Source organism: Mycobacterium sp. E3251 (genome assembly GCF_001666835.1).
GTDB lineage: Bacteria > Actinomycetota > Actinomycetes > Mycobacteriales > Mycobacteriaceae > Mycobacterium.
This window is the reverse complement of the sequence record NZ_LZJF01000114.1, coordinates 1-18,587: the sequence shown is the minus strand read 5'-3', so window position 1 is coordinate 18,587 and position 18,587 is coordinate 1. Positions and strand designations below refer to the sequence as shown.

16 protein-coding genes and 1 tRNA gene are annotated in these 18,587 nt (G+C 63.6%); 10 read left to right on the top strand and 7 right to left on the bottom strand.

Translation table 11 applies throughout. From position 1 onward, the window contains the following. Positions 1–20 precede the first annotated feature (20 nt). Entirely contained in the window at positions 21–335 is a 315-nt protein-coding gene (locus A5697_RS13775) for a DUF732 domain-containing protein (protein ID WP_197500995.1), read from the bottom strand. Positions 336–503: 168 nt separating this feature from the next. Next, positions 504–848 (bottom strand): DUF732 domain-containing protein, encoded by a 345-nt coding sequence (locus A5697_RS13770; protein ID WP_067947858.1) that lies wholly within the window; start codon positions 846–848, stop codon positions 504–506. A 326-nt stretch (positions 849–1,174) separates the two neighbouring features. Between A5697_RS13770 and A5697_RS13765 the strand changes: the two genes are divergently transcribed. Next, positions 1,175–1,738 carry a hypothetical protein gene (locus A5697_RS13765; RefSeq protein ID WP_067947860.1) on the top strand — a complete coding sequence of 188 codons (564 nt, stop codon included), beginning with the start codon at positions 1,175–1,177 and terminating at the stop codon, positions 1,736–1,738. A 176-nt stretch (positions 1,739–1,914) separates the two neighbouring features. Here A5697_RS13765 and A5697_RS13760 read toward each other — a convergent pair whose 3' ends face one another. After that, positions 1,915–2,736, bottom strand: coding sequence for an Ig-like domain-containing protein (locus A5697_RS13760; RefSeq protein WP_068010956.1), 822 nt, complete (start codon positions 2,734–2,736; stop codon positions 1,915–1,917). Positions 2,737–2,904: 168 nt separating this feature from the next. On the opposite strand from A5697_RS13760, the gene A5697_RS13755 reads away from it, so the two are divergent. Together A5697_RS13755 and A5697_RS27220 are read left to right on the top strand one after the other, a co-directional pair. Continuing rightward, complete coding sequence (locus A5697_RS13755) at positions 2,905–3,171, top strand: DUF4926 domain-containing protein (RefSeq protein WP_369806119.1); 267 nt, start codon at positions 2,905–2,907, stop codon at positions 3,169–3,171. A 154-nt stretch (positions 3,172–3,325) separates the two neighbouring features. Beyond that, the gene (locus A5697_RS27220; protein ID WP_082953382.1) at positions 3,326–3,694 is read left to right on the top strand and encodes a DUF4189 domain-containing protein; all 369 of its coding nucleotides are present in this window, start codon (positions 3,326–3,328) and stop codon (positions 3,692–3,694) included. Positions 3,695–3,860: 166 nt separating this feature from the next. Here the strand turns inward: A5697_RS27220 and A5697_RS13750 are convergent, their stop codons facing one another. Then, positions 3,861–4,379 carry an MmpS family transport accessory protein gene (locus tag A5697_RS13750; protein ID WP_068010953.1) on the bottom strand — a complete coding sequence of 173 codons (519 nt, stop codon included), beginning with the start codon at positions 4,377–4,379 and terminating at the stop codon, positions 3,861–3,863. Positions 4,380–5,100: 721 nt separating this feature from the next. Here A5697_RS13750 and A5697_RS13745 point away from each other — a divergent pair. Both A5697_RS13745 and A5697_RS27215 read left to right on the top strand, forming a co-directional pair. Then, positions 5,101–9,036 (top strand): hypothetical protein, encoded by a 3,936-nt coding sequence (locus tag A5697_RS13745; protein WP_156673293.1) that lies wholly within the window; start codon positions 5,101–5,103, stop codon positions 9,034–9,036. Positions 9,037–9,370: 334 nt separating this feature from the next. Beyond that, positions 9,371–11,209, top strand: a complete 1,839-nt coding sequence (locus tag A5697_RS27215) for a DUF4209 domain-containing protein (RefSeq protein ID WP_156673292.1) — start codon at positions 9,371–9,373, stop codon at positions 11,207–11,209. Positions 11,210–11,439: 230 nt separating this feature from the next. Here the strand turns inward: A5697_RS27215 and A5697_RS27750 are convergent, their stop codons facing one another. Beyond that, positions 11,440–12,258, bottom strand: a complete 819-nt coding sequence (locus tag A5697_RS27750) for a hypothetical protein (RefSeq protein ID WP_156673291.1) — start codon at positions 12,256–12,258, stop codon at positions 11,440–11,442. Next, complete coding sequence (locus tag A5697_RS13735) at positions 12,255–13,037, bottom strand: DUF6308 family protein (RefSeq protein ID WP_068010947.1); 783 nt, start codon at positions 13,035–13,037, stop codon at positions 12,255–12,257. The genes A5697_RS27750 and A5697_RS13735 overlap by 4 nt, the downstream gene beginning before the upstream one ends. 411 nt (positions 13,038–13,448) lie before the next feature. Here A5697_RS13735 and A5697_RS13730 point away from each other — a divergent pair, with 411 nt between their 5' ends. Beyond that, positions 13,449–13,826: a tyrosine-type recombinase/integrase gene (locus A5697_RS13730; protein ID WP_068010945.1), complete on the top strand. Its 378-nt coding sequence runs from the start codon at positions 13,449–13,451 to the stop codon at positions 13,824–13,826. A gap of 36 nt (positions 13,827–13,862) precedes the next feature. Here the strand turns inward: A5697_RS13730 and A5697_RS13725 are convergent. Further along, a tRNA-Gly gene (locus A5697_RS13725) sits at positions 13,863–13,936 on the bottom strand. A 182-nt stretch (positions 13,937–14,118) separates the two neighbouring features. On the opposite strand from A5697_RS13725, the gene A5697_RS13720 reads away from it, so the two are divergent. From A5697_RS13720 to A5697_RS13705, 4 genes are all read left to right on the top strand, one after another. Further along, positions 14,119–14,775, top strand: coding sequence for a hypothetical protein (locus A5697_RS13720; RefSeq protein ID WP_197500994.1), 657 nt, complete (start codon positions 14,119–14,121; stop codon positions 14,773–14,775). A gap of 34 nt (positions 14,776–14,809) precedes the next feature. Further along, the gene (gene dcd / locus A5697_RS13715) at positions 14,810–15,382 is read left to right on the top strand and encodes a dCTP deaminase (RefSeq protein ID WP_067947879.1); all 573 of its coding nucleotides are present in this window, start codon (positions 14,810–14,812) and stop codon (positions 15,380–15,382) included. A gap of 131 nt (positions 15,383–15,513) precedes the next feature. Next, entirely contained in the window at positions 15,514–17,502 is a 1,989-nt protein-coding gene (locus tag A5697_RS13710) for a hypothetical protein (RefSeq protein WP_369806118.1), read from the top strand. A 281-nt stretch (positions 17,503–17,783) separates the two neighbouring features. Next, positions 17,784–18,587: hypothetical protein (locus A5697_RS13705; protein ID WP_197500993.1), on the top strand; the 804-nt coding region annotated here is incomplete at its 3' end.

Sequence of the window (18,587 nt, the reverse complement as noted above, 5' to 3'; positions counted from 1 at the left end):
TCCCGGAACTTAGCTCACCGCTATGCGTTAGGGCACAGATCGCGCAAGGCAAAAATCACGACGTCCGCGGCCTGGCGACCGTTGATCCCGCCGGTGCCCTGGTCGGCGTCCGAACGTTGTATGGCCAGGCCCTCAAGCTGCTGCGGGGAGGCGCCCCAGGAAAGCTGCTGGCACAGATCCGCGCCCATCTGCAACAGCGCGTCGTCGCCACCGTTGACGGCGTGGATGCCGGCGTTGTGCAGGTCATTGAGGAAGGCAGCCGCGTCGGCCCGCGCCGGGCTGGCCCAGCCGATCCCCGCGGCCAGAAGTGGGCCCCCTGCGAGGGCTGCTCCCATGAACCGGCCGTAGCGCCGCTGTGCTGCCATCCGTGTCTCTCCTTCGTGCCGGGCCCGATCGCCGATGATGCACTTTTACACGAAAACAGGGCGAAACACGCTGGGAAGATCGATCCCGAGGATGAATTGTCGGCAAAGACCGGTGGCCGGACGTCGGCGCAGGTTCGCTCAGGCGTCCGGGCACAGATCTTGCACGGCGGCATCGACGACGGCGTCGGCCTGCTGCGGGGTGATCCCGTGGGCGCCTTGCCTGCTGTCGGAGCGCTGCACCGCCAGGCCCTCGATCTGCGATGGGGGAGCGCCCCACGACAGCTGCTGGCAGACGCTCAGGCCCATCTGGACCAGCGCCTCGTCGCCGCCGCTGACCGCGTGGATGCCGGCTTTGTGCAGGTCGTTGATGAAAGTGGTCGCGTCAGCCTGGGCCGGGCCGGCCGCCATCACCCCCGCGACCACGAGTGCGCCCCCCACCAGCGCTGTGCTCAGGAATCGGCCGCAGAGCCGCTGTGCTGTCATGGCGCCATCTCCTGTCCGTTAACCCCTTGGTTCCCTATTGTTCACTTTTATAGAACCTCCCGTACATCTCATGTCACCGAAAATTTCCTGTGAATGAGCTGCGCAAAACTCGGCTCAGCGTGACTCGAAGGGCGGGCCCCAGCTCGCCTCGGCAAAGGCCTCTCACTCGTGACGCCCTTGTGACGTCACCGTTTGGAAACGGCGCGGTGCGGCGTGTCCGGCGTTTCATGTCGCGTGACGACAATTGGCTCGTCGTCGAAAGACGGCTATGCGGTTCTGCTGCACCAGATGGTTATGTGAGCGCGAATAAAGGAGAGTCGACGCTGATGGCGATCGTCGATCGGTTCAACGTGAAAGTAGTTGCCAGCCTTGGGTTGTGCGGAGCCGCACTTGCATTGAGCCCGACTGCGGCGGCCACTCCCCTGAAGACGGGCGGTTACGCCTGCATCCAGGGGCAGGCCGGTGAGGCCGGTGCGCCGTTAGCCGGCGGACCCGGTGCCGCCGGTGCCGGTGGGGCCGCGGCTGCGGGCGGTGCGCCGACCGCGGAGGTCTGCACGGCCAGCGCGCCACTGACCGACATGGCGGGTGTCCCCCTGGCCGTTCCGGGCCCGCTGCCGGTGGGCGCTCCGCTGCCGGTGCCGTTGGGCGGACCGTTGCCGTTGCCGCTGGGCGCACCCCTGCCGCTGGGCGCACCGTTGCCGATCGCTCCGGTGGTGCCGGCCGGTGCTCCACTGGTCGCCCTCGGTGGGCTGGCGGCCGGCGCTCCCCTCGACGCGGCCGCCGGGGCGCCCCTCATCGACATGTCCGGGGTCAAGGACGCGCCCACGGGCCCGGCGCCGACCGGCGGACCCCAGCCCGGTCAGCCCGTCGCGCCCGGTCCTTCGCACTGATAGCCCTCTCGACCAAAAGGACCCGCTGGCCGCCCGGCGGGTCCTTTCGTATGTGCGGACTCCGGGCGGCGAACGTGAAGTTAGTTGCACAGTCGAATGCGAGCGTGAAACCTACTTCATGCTCGGCAGAGGACGAGGTGTCGCGAAGGCTATTGACAGTGGAGAGCCCGGGCCGCTCAGGAAGGCGGCCGCTCCCAGAGGTCTTGCTTGACGATCACCGGGTCGCCGACGTTGACCGTGTTGTAGTACCACTCGGCGTCTTCGGGGCTGAGGCTGATGCAGCCGTGGCTGACATTCTCCAGCCCCAATGAGTTGACGGCCCACGGGGCGGAATGCACGAAGAGGCCACGGTTGGTGATTCGCACGGCGTAATCGACGTTGAGCATGTAGCCGTTCGGGTCGTCGACGGGAATGCCGACACTGCTCGAATCCATAAGCACTGAGCGGTCTTTCGACAAAACGGTGTAGTTACCGACCGGCGTCGGGAATTCCGGCCTGCCCATCGAAGCCGGCAGCATGCCCTCTTCACCGAAGTGTGGACGGTGGTGGGGAGTAGGCGGTGGGGTCGCATCGACTCCGTCGACGCTCACTTTGAAGGTGTGGTCCGTGATGTTGGCGACCCCGACGACCTTGGGACCCGTTTTGAATTCCGTGGGCTGGCCGTCCACCGCAAGTGCCACGGTGGTGTGCGCCGGCCAGTAGTGGTCCGGAACCCACTGCACGACTTTGTTGTCGAGCCATTCGAATCTTCCGGTCATCGCGGGCGTCGACTTGAGTCCGATGGCTCGCTCAGCGGCGTGCCGGTTGGCGACTGGTGTGCCGAACGTCACCACTATCGGGTGCGCCACGCCCACCGTCGCGTCCCGCGCCGGCAGGACCGACGCGATGGTGAAGTCATGCGGCCTGTTCGCCGCCGCCATGCTCGTGCCAGTCGGCCCGGCAACCACACCCGCAGCGACCCCAACTGCCGCAAGAACACACCGAACGTCCGCCCGCATGGCCCCGATTCCTTTTAACTGACAGAGTTGTAATAGGAGGATCGTAAACGGGCGATGACCAGCGGAAGCGCAAGGGCGCGTTAGCATTTGGTCAAGCCTCGGTCACGTTTCGGCCACGGGCGTTTGGTTCGGCAATGTGGCCCTGTGCTGGAGGTTCAGCGGCGCGGGATGGCGGGCGCATCCGAGCTCGGCATGACGAACGGAGCGGATTTGAGACCTCGAGAATTCGACGTAGTCCAATTGCTGCGGCCTCTCGCTGATCACGACCTTCCGGCCGGTGCGCGCGGGACCGTCGTAGTGGACTACACGAAGCATTCGAACGATCGCCCCGCTTACGAGGTGGAGTTCACCGACGCCGACGGCGTCACTCAGGCGTTGGTCACGCTCGCTGAAGACGACGTGCAAGTCGTGTGGCGACCGGCCGAAGACGAGTAGGACATCGCCGCTGTAAGTGGAGCCTCATCGCAGCAGTGCTCGACGCCTATCGGCCCGGTGACCATGAGCTCCTCGTTTCGGGGCCAAGGTCCCTAGTTGATAGGCCGCCGTGACAGGAGGCTCACGGTATCCGCTCGACGTGAGGGGGATACCGATGAACAAGATGATCGCTGGTGTCGGTGCACTATTGGTGGGCGTGGGCATGGTTGCCGCCCCGGTGGCTCATTCCGACCCGGGATGGGTGGCCGTTGCGGCCTCCGATCTCGAGAACCACACCCACTGGAGCTGGGGCCCAATAACCCGGGGCACCGCGGAAGCCCAGGCCTTAGCCGCCTGTAGAGACACGTACGGGCCGAATTGTCATGTCATCGCCTCCGGTACGCCGTGCTTGGCGCTGGTGGAGGACGCCGAAGACTATCACTGGGGAATCGCCGGCAACGCCGATGACGCCATCGCGAATGCGAAAGCACGGGCGGTCGGGGGCGGGTCGACTTTCGACGGCGTCCACTGCATCTGGGACTAGCGGATCAGGTGGTTCGCTGCGGGTGACCTATGCCCCAGCTCAGGTATGGAGCCGGGCGGGGCTCGAAGTTACATCGCCGACTAACCAGCAAACCGGACGTGGTGCGCTAGTTCCGCTGGAGGCAATTGACAGAGCGCTCGAAAGCCAACGTCATCGTGTTGCGCGGCTAAGCGTTCCCGGCATTGCCGATGCAGTTTGCGGTAGCGAACGGCCCGCTTGACGTCTGCTCTGCGAGCACCTTGCCGTTGGCACTTATGCGGCACGTGACCGTGCCATTGTCCGGTCCATTCGTAGCCGTGAGCGAAACGGTCTTCCCGAGGCCGTCGACGGTGACTTGCTTCGTCCAGGGCAGCGAAACGCCGGTGTCTTGAGCTGTATTGAAGTCATGGCCCGAGTATGTGACGGCCACCGAGTTACCGGAGCCACTGACCTCGTAGGTAACAGTGACCTGGCGTTTGGATTCCTTGTCGATGTTGTTCGCGACGCCGCCGACAAACGCCACGCATGCGCCCATGCCCAGCAACATCACTAAGAGCACACCGCCGAGCACCCAGGGCCAGACCCGCCGCTTCTTTGGCTGCTGGTAACCGTAAGGCTGTTGCGAGTATGGCTGCGGGTACCCGGGATAGCCCTGCTGCGGCGGTGTACCGGGCGTCGGCTGATTTTGCGGAGTCGGCTCGTTCATGGTTCCCCCCTGCTACACCCAGATGCACAGTCTGAGCGATGACGGCGTTTCGTTAGCACGTTCCCCGGCCGGCGTGGTAGCAAACAACGTCGAGCGCGGGAGTGGCCCGGGGGAGACCGACACGGCTGGGCAGACGGCGCGGCGGGACGACCGCCCGTGAGTCGCTGAAGCTATGGAGCCGATGACGGGAATCGAACCCGCGTATTCAGCTTGGGAAGACGATTTGGAGCGTCCAGGGCTGCTTTCAATTATCCACCCCAGTCGGTGACCTGCGGATTAGCGTCCACGCATGTCGGGGATTGTCCGCTGTCGTCGCCACTATTTGTGACAGCGTTGTGACACCATCAGCGGTCCGATGCGCGCCAAGCCCAACGGCTTAGAGAGGGCACTTAGTCATGACAGACAACCGAGCCGCCCAAGTGTGGAGGGTGGGGAGCGCAGGTGTACACAAAAGACCAGTACGGAGGCGCGACTACGGCTTACAGCTGGGAGACGAAGCCTCACTGATTCCCGATCATTATCGATCAATGGACGATGGCCGTAGGAGCTTTCTTGGACGACGCCCTGCGGCCGTCAGCTCTCTCCTTGCCCCGACGCGACCGACATCCTTAACTGGGATACGAGCGTAATGGCACGCCCCGAAGACGCTGCTCGGCATCGCGAGCACGCGACAATTGGCAGGCCTTCTCGGAGCGAAGAGATGATCCGATGGGTCGCTCTCGTGAGCAACAAGATCCCACGCACCAAGCACGGACTTCTCGACTTTGAGACACTTAGCCGCGATTGGTACACGGGCGACCGACCCCGACGATCCGATGGTCTTATCGGCACCCGCAACTCCTACGTATTGCTCGCGCCGGGCGGAGCTGGCAAAACCACACTGGTTGAGGATCTTAAACGCCGAGAACTTGCCAGCATCTCGATCGACCTTCGTCTGCACGTCCGACAATCCCTGACCGAGCTGCTAAGCCTCCTGCCTCCAGCTAAGTCATCGCCGCATGAGACTCAGCGAGCTACCGTGTTCGTGGATTCTGTGGACGAGGCACTCCAGGTCGACCCCAACATCGGGTACCTGCTGGTCAGACTTGTGAGCCATCCAGGCTTAGACCACATCGTCTGGCGGTTGGCTTGCAGGCCCAGTTCGTGGACAGTTGATCTGACAGAGGGGCTGAGTACAGCGTTACCTGGTTTCGAAGAGCTAGAGCTCCTTCCGCTGAGCGTGTCAGAGCTTCGGATGATGGCCGGCGCAGATGCCGATGATTTCCTCGAGGCGGTAGAGCAAGCCGGTCTCACGCATCTACTCGCCCTGCCACTGCATGCATCGAACCTGCTGAATGATTGGCGCCTGTCACGTCAGATGCCTGCGAGCCGATCGGTAGCCATGCAGCACGCGGTCACCCGCATGCTTACCGAGACTAGTAACGCCCGTCTGACCGTGCTTGATGATCAACGTCGGCTTCTGATTGCCGAACGCCTGGCTGCGATTTCGATGTTCTGCAGTGTAGGAAGTTACGCGCTTGGGTCGGCGCAGACAGCAACTGACGGCGGCATTGGTTCGTCATCAATTCCGGTCAACTCTGTACCGACCCACATCGAACCCGACCTGGCCGGGTCTCCGCTTACGGTAACCGATATTCGCGAGGTGCTCGGCACCGCGCTGTTCACGGCGGCCGGCCACGGAGCAGTCGCCTTTAGCCACCAGTCCTACAGAGAATTCCTTGCGGCGACGTATCTCGTGCGCCGTCGCGTGAGTGGACAGCGGCTCGTCTCGGTGCTGGGCGCCGACGTCAACGGTCTGGTCCCGGGGCCGATGATCGAGGTTCTGGGCTGGCTCTTGGCTTCGGGTGCATCAGTTTCCGATGCGCTAATCGAGGACAACGCCAAGGAATTGCTGAGCACAACTGGATTGGAATTGCTCGACGACCAGGCTCGCGAGCGCATGGTCGACGCGATACTGCACGGAGCGGCGAACGGCACGATCGATGAGGGGTGGCGCGCAGACACCTCAGGGCTTTCCCATCCCGGGTTGGCCCGTCAGGTCCGCGATGCTATGGCGGGCGCGTCCAACCCCTGGGTCGTTTTTTGGATTTGCCGTATCGCACGACAGTGCGCCGTGCATGAGGCTGCGGACGATCTACTTGCTATCGCTCTTGACCCTGCGTGGTCCTATCCCATGCGAGTCGAAGCAGTGAAAGCCTTCGCTGAAGTCGCACCGCGATCCCGAATGTCTGAGTTGGCACCGCTGCTGGACCTGAGCCCAGAGCAGGACCCCTTCGACGAGATCCTCGCAGCGACTCTGCGAGCGGTGCTGCCGGACGCCGTCGACTTCGCTCGAATCCGAAATGCGCTCAGGCCTGGACGCGCTTCGAATTACATCGGCGCCTACAGGTTGTTGCTAAGAGAGCTGCCCACGCTTATTCCGCCCGATGATGTCGTTCCCGCACTGACGGATGCTCTATCCCGCCGACCCGAGCACATGGACCGCGCCTTCGATGATCTGATCGCCGGCCTCCTGCGACGTGCCTGGGAGATGAGAGATCCGGATGTGGCGGAGGTGGTCGGCGCAGCGCTAGGCAGCGATCGACTTGGCTCGCTGCAGATGTTCCGCGGCGAAGATCTCCCATGGCAGACAGACGACGACCCTGGTATGCGACGAGCGATGGCCGTCGCAGCACTCGCTGCCCACGAGCAAGCCTTCGCCGCGGTCCACGACCTGCGAATGCTCACGCCTTCAGACCTCGTATGGCTGATCGACTGGATGCCCACCGCCCCGCCGCAAGCGCTGGAGAACGCACAAATCGTTTTGCGACTTCTGGCCTGGAACGTAGCCGACGCCGAGACGGCCGATTACATTCTCGCGGTCGACGAGGACCATCCGGCATACAGGGAGCTTGCAGCCTTCCAGGGATATACGGGGATCGCCTCGCGGCCCAAATGGTTGCGTTACCACATCGAAAGCGCCGAAGGCCCTTCGGAGACAGAGAGTCGATCAAAGCTTCGCGCGGCGTTCATCCGCGCCCGCACCAACGTCGACGACTGGTGGCGCACTGTGGTTTTACTCGCGAGCGGTGACACACAGGGGCTCGTCAGCTGGGACCTAAAGAGCAGGCCGCTGTGGTCCACGTTGGGTGCTGCGGAACAGGACGACCTCCTGCGGCTCGGACTGGACTACCTCAACGCCAGGCAACCCGACGTCAGTCGCTGGGCAGGCCGAGACCAGCTGCCAGTCGATGACGTTATGCCCGACTGGACCGCTGTATTCCTCCTTGCGACGCTGGCCGCACACCACCCGGACATGCTCGCGAATGTCGAGCCGACCGCCTGGGAATCGTGGGCCCCGGTGATCACCCTGATGCCGGCATATCTGAGCGAGGGGAATTGGCGCCGAATCCGCAACGCGGCAACGCAAGTGGGGCGCGAGGCGATCGACGATGCGCTGCGCAGGCAAGTTCGAGACGGGGTTGGCAGTTCGTTTGCGCACCACCCCCTCGCTGATTTCTCCGACAACCGCCTGATCGCCGTTGTCGAGCAGGTAGCGCGTAGCACGACCGAATCTGAGGATCGGCGCGACGAGGCCATAGGCGTGCTTGTCGAGCACGCGCCTGACGTTGCACTCGATGCCGCGCGGGCTGCCCTCAACGACGATATTGTTCCCCCCGCGGCGTTCGCCACGGTCGCGAGGCTAGCGCCAGAGGAACTAATCGCCGAGTGGATCGCTCAGGATCGGCTCGGACCTCTTGAACATCTGCGCGACCTCAATCTCGATGGCTTATCCGATACCTCACTCGGTGCGCTGGCAGGCATGCTGCTCGACAAGCTGCCATTTGCTGAAGACACCGACGGATCCGACGACTTCGCCGACGTCACCCCGGAGTCTGCAGCCCGTCAGATGCGAATGCGTCTACTACAGTCGATGGCCGTTCGCGGGATGTCCTCTTCCCTAGCCGCCCTTAGACAAGGCCGTCCGGCGGCAGTACAGGAGCACATCCGCCACCTTTTGCAGGAAGCGCGCACTCGTGAAGCACTTGCGAACTGGCAGCCCCTGCAACCAGGAACCTTCATGGAGGTGGTTGCCAGTGCGGACGCGCGGTTCGTCCGCGACAGCGCGGGACTCTTAAGAGTTTTGCTTGAAAAGCTCGAGGAAATCCAGAACGATCTGCGCAAACGCGGCACATATCGCAGCCTATGGGACGGCGAACCCGGCGACAACGCTGGCGCGTCGCCGAAAGGCGAAGACACGATCTCAGATTGGTTGGTGGACCAGCTGCGCCTGCGGCTCCAGCCGCATGTCGTCGTAGATCGCGAAATTCAAGTGACCCGGCGCAAAGCAGCCGGGATCGGCACCCGAATCGACATCACGGCTACCTCCGGAGGTAGTCAGATAGGACGCGTGCTTTTCGAAGCCAAGCGAATTGACAACCGAGAGTTGCAGACCGCCATCGGGGATCAACTCGTCAGCAGGTATATGGATCCAGCCGGGCTCAGGCACGGTATCTACGCCGTCTATTGGACCGCTCCCGCGCTGCGGCCGCGGTCGTGGCACAGAAAGTATCCGGATGCGGACGCGCTGGCCGAGGAATTGCGCGTGCAGGCGCAGCGTCATCGCCCACGCAGGTACGTCGAAGTAGTCGTTTTGGACATCGGCCCCCCTGATTGAGCCGCGCGAGTCTCGACAGCAGCTACAGCACCGCCACTGCAAGTCGGAGTCTGGGTCGCTGCGACCTGTCAGGAGGTCGGCCTGTCGATCGAAGAAGCCACTGCATGCCAACTAGCCGGAAGCCTGGTTATGAACCTGTTGTCAGCGCTTAGTGCTACACCTGTTCCAGATCAAGGAAACGAAAGGCAGCGAAAGTGTCGGTGTGCGTCAAGCATCCGAGAATATCGGCCAGTGGCGTCCGGCGCCGACAGATCATCGAGTCGAGAAGGGACAGGAGTCAGTACCGTTCCCGAAGAGGAAGCGACTTGACCGGTCCTAGCACGGGATTTTCTGGGTGACACTAGATAGCGATGAAGTCGACCCACACTGGTGGGAATCAGTCCTCGCCGAAGCCGAGACAGACGATCGGCCCGAAGTAATTTCGCAAGCTTTCAGTCGCGCCCTCAGAGTGCAGGACCTACCGGCGGCGAAACGCGCTGTTCTCCAGAGCCTCGAAATTGTGACGTCCGCTCTGCTCGACGCCGAAAATTGGACATACCCCTTTACGCCAGCAGTCAGGCTCCGGGGCAAGCGTTCCGCGGTCCCAGAGGATCTGAGCTCAGATCAATTGGCCTTGCTTTCACGCATCGCGCCGCTCATCGAGCACCCTGCGCTGCGAGCACGCGTTGCCGACGTTGCGTGGTGTTACGGCAACCGCGGACGTAGGGATCTGCTGAATATTGCGGTTGACGCATATCTTTCGACACCATTGGATTGCGAAACGTGGATCGCGGAAGGCAAAGCCGCGTGGCGACGTGCCTATGAGCTACTGCTTCATCAAGGCGAACCCGGCCGAGCGCGTATAGAAGCAATGAATAGCGTTCTCCAGCAGCGAATAGCGAACGGAAGTGCTAGTGAGGGCTTCATGCTGTCTGAAGTGAGTCAACTATTGCGAAAGGTGTCCCGTCCAGATACAGCTTCTGTCGCAACCCTTGCGCACCGTATGCAGACACTGGCGGCGGCTACACCGGATACGCACAGACGCGTGGCTCGGATGCTCGAACGCGAAGCCATCTGCTGGTTCCGGCTCATCCGCGATGAAACTTCTGTTAACCACTGTGTTCGTCGGGTCGCCGACCTTTATATTGCGGATGCTAATAGCCGATTCGACCAGCACCCTGCTGTCGCCGCCGGCGCGAGTGTCTTCATAGAAAAGGCGATCGCCGCATTAACCGGACTCCCCCGGCGATTCCGTGAGGCCCATGGTGTTGATGATCAAATCCGGGAGTTGCGTACTCGCGTTGAACGAATGCGCATTTCGCTAATCGACCAAATGATCAGATATGAAACAGATCCGGTTGACATCAGTGGATACATTGAGGCTGCACGTCGACGCGTGGCAGGCCGTGAGCAGTTCGACGCGATTGCTGAGTTCGGCGATGTCTTTCCAATCGCCGACTCAGCGAAGTTGCGGCGCGCCGCACGGGAACGTCTCGACGGAAGCCTCGCCTCCTTATTTAGGAGCGAAACTCTGTCTCATGACGGCCGCAAGGTCGCGGATGTCGCCGGGTCCGTCGATGACGAGGAAGCGCGAGCGTGGGCAGATGCGGTGCGAGAGTTCAGTACTCACGTCGAATTGGTGACCGCAGGTTTCATCCTGCCTGCACAAGAAGTCCTTAATTTCGAGCATAGGTGGGAGCGGGATTTCCTTCTTAAGCTTTGCATCGAGTCAACGATCGTGCCGTCGTCACAAGCTCTTTTGTGGGCAACTGGCCTGCTCCATGGCTTCAACGGTGATTACGCTTCGGCGATATCGGTGCTAATACCGCTATTGGAAAACTCAATTCGATTGAACCTCAAGGAACATGGTGTCTATACAGTTCTGGTCGACGCCGACGGCGTGGAGTCGGAAAAGGGTCTCGGTGCATTGCTTGTGTTGCCAGAAGCCGACGACTTCCTAGGCCCTGACCTTCGGTTCGTCCTGCGCGCTATTCTCACGGAACGGGGAGGTCCGAACCTGAGAAATGATGCCTTGCACGGGCTACTCGGCGATCAGCAAGCATGGAGCTACGGCGCCGTCTATATCTGGTGGCTCTGCCTGAAACTCGTAGTCCTACCCGTATGGAACGCCTACCGCGCGAGCGCCAAAGACGGCGGCAGCATGGCCCGTGACCACGGCCAGAAAGAGACGTAGAAACCCGCTCCGCGTCTTCCGACGCGTCTGATCGTAGATGTCGTACCCAACTGCGACGATCGTGCAAATTGGCGAACTTTACGTGGGGATAACCGATGAGCAGTTTCCCGGAGTATCGGATTCTCGATACGTCTCCGACACAGTGACTCTGACCAAGCTAGGAGATCGGTGAACGAAACCTGAGGCCGCGTTTTTCCAGTCAAGGAATGGGTGTTGGTTGCCCACTAACCTCAAAATGGCGCAAAATCTTGATTGGGCGGAAAATCGATCAGGTACTGAGGTTCGTTCATGATATGAGTGACAAAGTAATTGTGATAACGTGCGGCCCAATAGTACTTTGCTAAAATATGTTGCTCATCCCGATGAAGCGCGAGCCTATCGATGATCGAGTCACGATGATTTTCCAAAACAAATTGGATTTGAAATTCCAGACGCTCTTCCGATAATAAGGTACCCAAGTAGTTGCAGAATATCTGGGCGCCGTCTCTAAGCAACAGAAAGTGATACGACCTGTAACGGGAGTCACCCGAAGATGCAGCAGTTTCGGATGTCCCACTAGTCTGACATTCTTGTCTTGCGAGTGCGACGCATGCGTCATCAAGGAGTATCCGTGGGACGACGGCTTTCCGTTTCTCCAAGTCGACCGCGTCAATAAGGGCAGGGCCGGTGATGAAGGAATCATCCGCGTAGATTTGACCACGGGTAACCCCGCCTCGGACGAACCTGCCACCAAGCGTGAGCTCCATTTGGTATGTCCCAACCGCGCGAAGTACCGCGAGTAACTCGCCGCCCGCCCCGTCGGCATCTACTGGCAGCGTCAAACCAACATTGTCACTGAAGTAGAGAGCCCTCAGGCCTGGGTGCGGTCCGTCGTTAGGTCCAAAGTTTCGACGCACTGTGCGGTAACGTTGTCTATCTTCGCGGAGTTGTGCAGTCGTGAGCGCCCTCACCCGCTCCGCAAATCCTAATTCGTCGATAAATGCCGCGATCGAATCCAAGAGTATTGGTTCGCCGGCTCCGTCTTCGTATTGTGCATCGCCACCGTTCATCGGCACCTTTCCTTCTGATCTCCGCCAGTGGTCACAGGGATGGGGGTGACCGGGTCTGGTTCGTAGGCGCCGTTAGGAGAGTCTAGCCATCCGTTCCGCTTCTTGCCGGGACGCTCTAGGAAATCGTCTTGAGAGCACCAGATGACGATGTCGAGCAGGCGAAGATCCGAAGCCACGTCGATATCTCTCACAGAAACGCGGGCGGTTTCGCGCAATTCGATCATCTGGTCTCGGTGCTCATCCAAGTAGGCTGCCAAGGCATCGATCACGCGTGCTATCCGGTTCCAGCGAGGCGCCTTTCCCTCGGAAAAGTCGGTGCGGTTGAACCCGAACGCCATCGCGACGTAACCGTCAAGGACTGGCACGGCATGGGGGCGGTAGAGGGACGACACCTTGGTTGATTTCGGCGCCCACACCCCGGGGTACCCAAACGTGCACAAGTTGCGAACGGCCTCGCGTTCGGACTCGTCGAATACCGCAAGATCCTTCGCTGCCGGGACCGCTGAGATCCGCTCGGCGAATGTCGTTCGCCGCTCGAGGGAGAACCCGTCAAGATCGTCTACGGATAGCCTGCCAGCGAGTGCATCTGCCCACAGAAGTGACCAGGGCGCGACCGTGTCGAAATGGCCAGCGGCTCTCGCCGCAGCACCGGCCAGGTCGTATGAACGCCACCCGCTGCGGGGGGAGCAGCAGAACGCGACGACTCGCTTCACAGCGTGATCCGTTGGGATCGGCGGGATGCCGCCTGGGAATCCCCGGGCGATGTCGAATTCACTCATGGTCCACGCCTTAGCTCCCGAACTGTGTTGGTGAAGTCGAGGGGCTGTTGAAACCTGCCGTCAGCTACGGATCAGCCTGACCACGACGCGCTTCAGGGGTTGCGGTTGCTTGGCCTACCATTGCGCTGCAGCATGCAGCCCATCGTTCACCGGCGTCGTGAGCGGCGAATCGACCAACACCGAATTCTATCGGTTAGCTGGCCACGGTCGCATCGCCCTCACCTAGGCCGTGGCCTGGCATAGCGCCCGGGGTGGGTGACTATCTCTGGCGTGGTCGCCTGGCGCACCGCTTGCCGGGCGTAGGTGTGGCGTGACAAATTATCGGAAAATATTGGTTCGGTATAGAAGTTCGGGCCAGCACCATTCAGCGATGCATCGCTGCGGGGCACATTTTTCCCGCTGCCTGATCGGTTGATTGCGACGCTCAAGGCGGTGAAAGCGCGTCAAGCCGCCGAGCGATTGGCGCTCGGTGCTGTATATCGCTCCGGGGCCTACGTCGTCAGCAATGAGATTGGCGACCCGTACTCGCCGGCTGTCTTGTCCCGATACTGGCGAGACGCGCTTAGGGCGGCGAGCATCCGGCACATCAAGCTGCACGCTGCGCGGCATACCTGCGCCACGTTGATGCATTTGCAGGGTGTCACGGTCGCCGTTATCGCCGCCTGGATAGGACATAAGGACGCCAGCTTGACGATGCGCCTCTACGCACACAGCCAAGACGATGCGCTGACGGCTGCCGGAGCCACATTGGACCGAGTTGTGACATCGTGTGACATCGACGCGGTGTGATCGAACAGGGCGAACAGCGTTGGTGCTGGTGGGATGTGGAGCCGATGACGGGAATCGAACCCGCGTATTCAGCTTGGGAAGCTGATGTTCTGCCATTGAACTACATCGGCGCTGTCGACAACGAAGGCTAGCATCCGGAGGCAGATCCGTTGGGCGAGTAGTCCGTCGGCGTGCGGCTTACCCGGCGCCGTCCAGGCCTGCGATGAATGCACAGGACGGGGGAATGGCCGCTGACCCGCAAATTCCAGAACGGATGTTTATTCTTTCGTGATCTTGTCGTAATGTGCCTTGGGTGGGTCGGCACCGATTAGCCAAGAAGCGGCGTAAATCACCGCTGCTGCTGGCAGGGCTGCTGGCCCCCGCCGCGGCGTTCTTCGCGGCGGGGGGAGATGGCGGCCCATTCGTCCCTCGGCACGACCCCATCCCCGTTATTGGCGACACCGGACCCTGTTGCCTAGAAATCGTCGCGGCGAAGCCGACCGCGATTGTGCTCGCGTCGGACGTGTCCCGCACCGACGGCATGGCTCCGCCCCTCGCCGCCTCGAGGTATCACACGCGATCGCGCTTCTTACCCGCCGGGCTCGCATCGGAACAGGGCCTCCAGGTGAGGACCATCCTGGTCTCCCGCAGCATCAGCGCGACGTTCCCCGAGATCCACGAGATCGGCGGCGTGCGGCCCGACCCGCTGCCCTGGCATCCGCTCGGCCTGGCCCTCGACGTGATGATCCCCAACCCGCAGAGCGCGGAGGGCATCGCCCTGGGCGACGAGATCGTCGCTTACGTGATGAAGAACGCCCGCCGCTTCGGGATCCAGGACGCGATCTGGCGCGGCGTCTACTACACCCCCGGCGGGGCGCAACCCAGCAGGCTCGGTCACTATGACCACGTCCACGTCACGACCACGGGTGGCGGTTACCCCAAGGGCGGGGAGATGTACCTCGCCGACTGAACGGGCGGCGGCGCGCAGCGGATAGGCTCGTCGCGTGCTGCTCTCCGATCGGGACCTCAGGGCCGAAATCACCGCAGGCCGGTTGGGCATCGACCCCTACGACGACACCTTGGTGCAGCCCTCCAGCATTGACGTCCGCCTGGACTGCATGTTCCGGGTGTTCAACAACACCCGATACACCCACATCGACCCCGCCAAGCAGCAGGACGAGCTGACGACGTTGGTCGAGCCCATGGAGGGGGAGCCGTTCGTGCTGCACCCGGGGGAGTTCGTGCTCGGGTCCACGCTGGAGCTGTTCACCCTGCCCGAGGACCTCGCGGGCCGGCTGGAAGGCAAGTCGTCCCTGGGCCGGCTGGGCCTGCTGACGCACTCGACGGCCGGCTTCATCGATCCCGGTTTCAGTGGTCACATCACGCTGGAGCTGTCCAACGTCGCCAACCTGCCGATCACGCTGTGGCCGGGCATGAAGATCGGTCAGCTGTGCATCCTGCGGTTGACCAGTCCGGCCGAACACCCTTACGGCAGTTCCCAAGTAGGTTCGAAGTACCAGGGCCAGCGAGGACCCACGCCGTCGCGCTCCTATCAGAACTTCATAAGGACTACATAGGTTCTGGGGCGCTCCCGCACCCGCTTTCTGCGCGATACTTAGTTAGTCGTGGTTTTTTCCTCCGCCTGACCACGGTTCATCTCGCAATACCTTTGGAGGGGTTTGTCTTGGATATCGTGCTCGGGGTGTCGATGGCACCGGCATCAATCCAAATGGTTGTGCTTGAAGGCGAATACGCCGACGGTGCCACGGTGGAAGAGGATGTCTTCGACGTCGCCGCCGCCGGTGAGGCGGCCACCGCGAGCGCGCCGGATCAGGTGCTCGCCGCCATCCTGGGCACCCGCGAGGGCGCGGCCGAAGCCGGCCTCGAGGTGTCGTCCATCGGCGTGACGTGGACCGACCAGCTCGAAGCGGCGACATTGCACGACGCGCTGGCCGCCCACCGCGTCGAGCACGTCATGCTCGTGTCGGCCTTTCTGGCCGCGACCGCGTTGGCCCAAAATGTCGGCGGCGCAATGGGTTACGAGCGAACCGCGGTGATGTTCGTGGAGCCCGACACTGCGACGCTGGCGGTCGTCGAGACCTCCGACGGGGCCATCCCCGACGTCTACAAGCAACCGCTCTACGCCGAGTCGTATGACCAGGCGGCCGCGCAACTCGGCGGCATGATTGCCGGGCTGGAGAAGCTGGAAGCAGCGCCGGACGGCGTGCTGGTGGTGGGCTCCGGCGTGGACGTCGGCCCGCTGAAGCCGGCGCTGCAGACGGCGACCTCCCTGGCGGTGAGCGTTCCCGAGGAGCCGGAGACGGCGCTGGCCCGCGGCGCCGCGCTGGCGTCGGCCAACGCACCGCTGTTCGCCTCGTCGACCGCCGCGCTGGCCTACGCGCAGGACCCCGGCACCGGCGCCGTCGACCAGCACTCGTTGCCCGAATACCTTTACGCGCCATTCGGGCTGGAGCCCGGGGACGACGAGCTCGCCTACAGCGCGGTGCCGGACGAGGACGCCGACTCGCCCACCGTCGTCATCGAGAAGCTCTTCATGCCCGAAGAAAACCAACCGCGGCGCAGGCCTGCCCTGCTGATCGGCAGCGGGCTGGCGGTCGCCGGCATCAGCGCGGTGTTGGCCCTGGAGATTGCATTGGCGATCGGCATCCGCTCGACCGGGACCGTCGCTTTGCAGCCCACGCCCGGCCAGCACCTCATTGTCCCGACGCAGGAGCCGCCGGCGCCCGCTGAGGCGTCGGCCCCGGCGGCGAAGCTCAACCAGCCGGAGCCGGTGGCGGCGCCCAAGCCAATGACCCCGCTGTTCGCCGCGCCGCTGCCCGCGGCCCCTCCACCGCCCGCGGCCCCTCCACCGGCCGCGGCACCGCCCATTCCCGCGGCCCCGCCTCCGGTGCCGGTTCCCGTCGTGATCCCGCCGCTGGTGCCGGTTATCGTGCCGCCGGTCCGCGTGCCCAACCCGGTTGTGGTGAGCCCGCCGGTCATCCAGGCTCCGCCGCACGTGTCGCCACCACCGCAGGTGTTGCCCCAGCCGCCGGTGCATCTTCCGCCACCGCAGTCGCCTCCTCACCAATCGCCGCCGGGGCAAGGCACGTCGCCGGTCCCGGAGGGCTCGGGCGGTTCGACTGGTGGGCATGTGCCGCCGCCGGGTTCGGGTGCGGGCGGTTCCACTGGTGGGCATGTGCCGCCGCCGGGCTCGGGCACGGGTGGTTCGACTGGTGGGCATGTGCCGCCGCCGGGTTCGGGTGCCGGCGGTTCTACTGGCGGTCATGTGCCGCCGCCCGGCTCGGGCACGGGCGGTTCCACTGGCGGTCACGTTCCACCCCCAGGTGAGGGTGGTCTCGGCGGCGGACACGTGCCACCCCCAGGTGAGGGTGGTCTCGGCGGCGGACACGTTTCACCCCCGGCCGGCGGGCCGGGCGGATTGGGCGGCGGACACGTTCCGACCCCGGGTTCGGGCGGCGGTACGCCCTCCGGGCCTGGTGGCCTGTTCGGCGGCGGCGGCCATGGCGGCGGACCCGCCGGTGGCATCGGCGCTCCGGGTGGTGGCGGCTTCGGCGGTGGCCACAGTGGTGGCGGCCTGGGTGGCGGCGCCCTTGGTGGTGGCGGCGGCCTGGGTGGTGGCGGCGGCCACAGCAGCGGCGGCTTCGGCGGCGGTGGCGGTGGCGGCGGGCACAAATAGCCCGCGACCACCGAAGCTCACCTAGCGGCGCCCAGCCGGTTCGCGTGATGGTTGAGGTGTTGCGCGGCCAGGGCTTTGGCGGCGGCCGTGGATTCGGTGGTTTCGGCCACAGTTAGCCGGACCTGACGCCGGGGTAGACCCATCTTCGCGCGCTAGGGTGGCGACTTAGGGGTGGCGCGGCCGAGCTGCGAAAGTCATCCGGCCGATTCTCGAAGTGACTAAGCCCCGTAGTGGCAACGCAGGTGTCGTCGCACGGGCACGGCAATTGATTTGGAGGAGCGGTGGACGTCGTACTTGGCGTGTCTATGGCGCCTGAGACGGTCCGCATGGTGCTCGTCGAAGGCGAGGCTGCCGGTGGGGTGACCGTCGACCAGGACGACTTCCGCCTCACCGATCAGACGACGGCGGTCGCGGCGGCGGACCGCGTGGTCGCCGCGATCCTCGGCACGCGCGAAAGCGCGACCCAGGGCGGCTATCAGCTGAAATCGAGCGGAGTGACCTGGACCGATGCGGCTGAGGCCGCGGCGCTGCGAAATGCGTTGGCGGCACGCAAGATCGAGAACGTCACGCTGGTGCCGACGGTGATGGCCGCGGCGGCGCTGGCTCAGGCGGCGGGCAGCGCGACCAATTGCGCGCGTACCGCGCTGCTGTTGGTCGAACCCACCACCGCGACGCTGGCCGTCGTCGACACCGCCGACGGGTCGGTGGCCGATGTGCGTCGGCATCCGCTGCCCAGCAGCGACGAGGCCGCGCTGGCGAAGCTGGCCGCGATGGTCTCGGGCGCCGAATCGATGACGGCGCGCCCGGACGGGCTGTTCCTGGTGGGCTCGGACGTCGACATTCCGTACATCAAGCCGGCGCTCGAAGCGGTGACGTCGCTGTCGGTGACCACGCCCGAGGAACCCGAGATGGCGTTGGCGCGGGGCGCGTCGCTGGCGGCGGCCAACGCGCAGTTGGGCGCGCCGTCCACGATCGCGATGCCCCCCGCGGGGGATCTCTCGGCCGACAGCCGCGAGCTGGCCTACAGCGCTGAGTCGACGACCGGAAAGTCGCGGGCGACCGGCACCGACGGCGAATATCAGCGT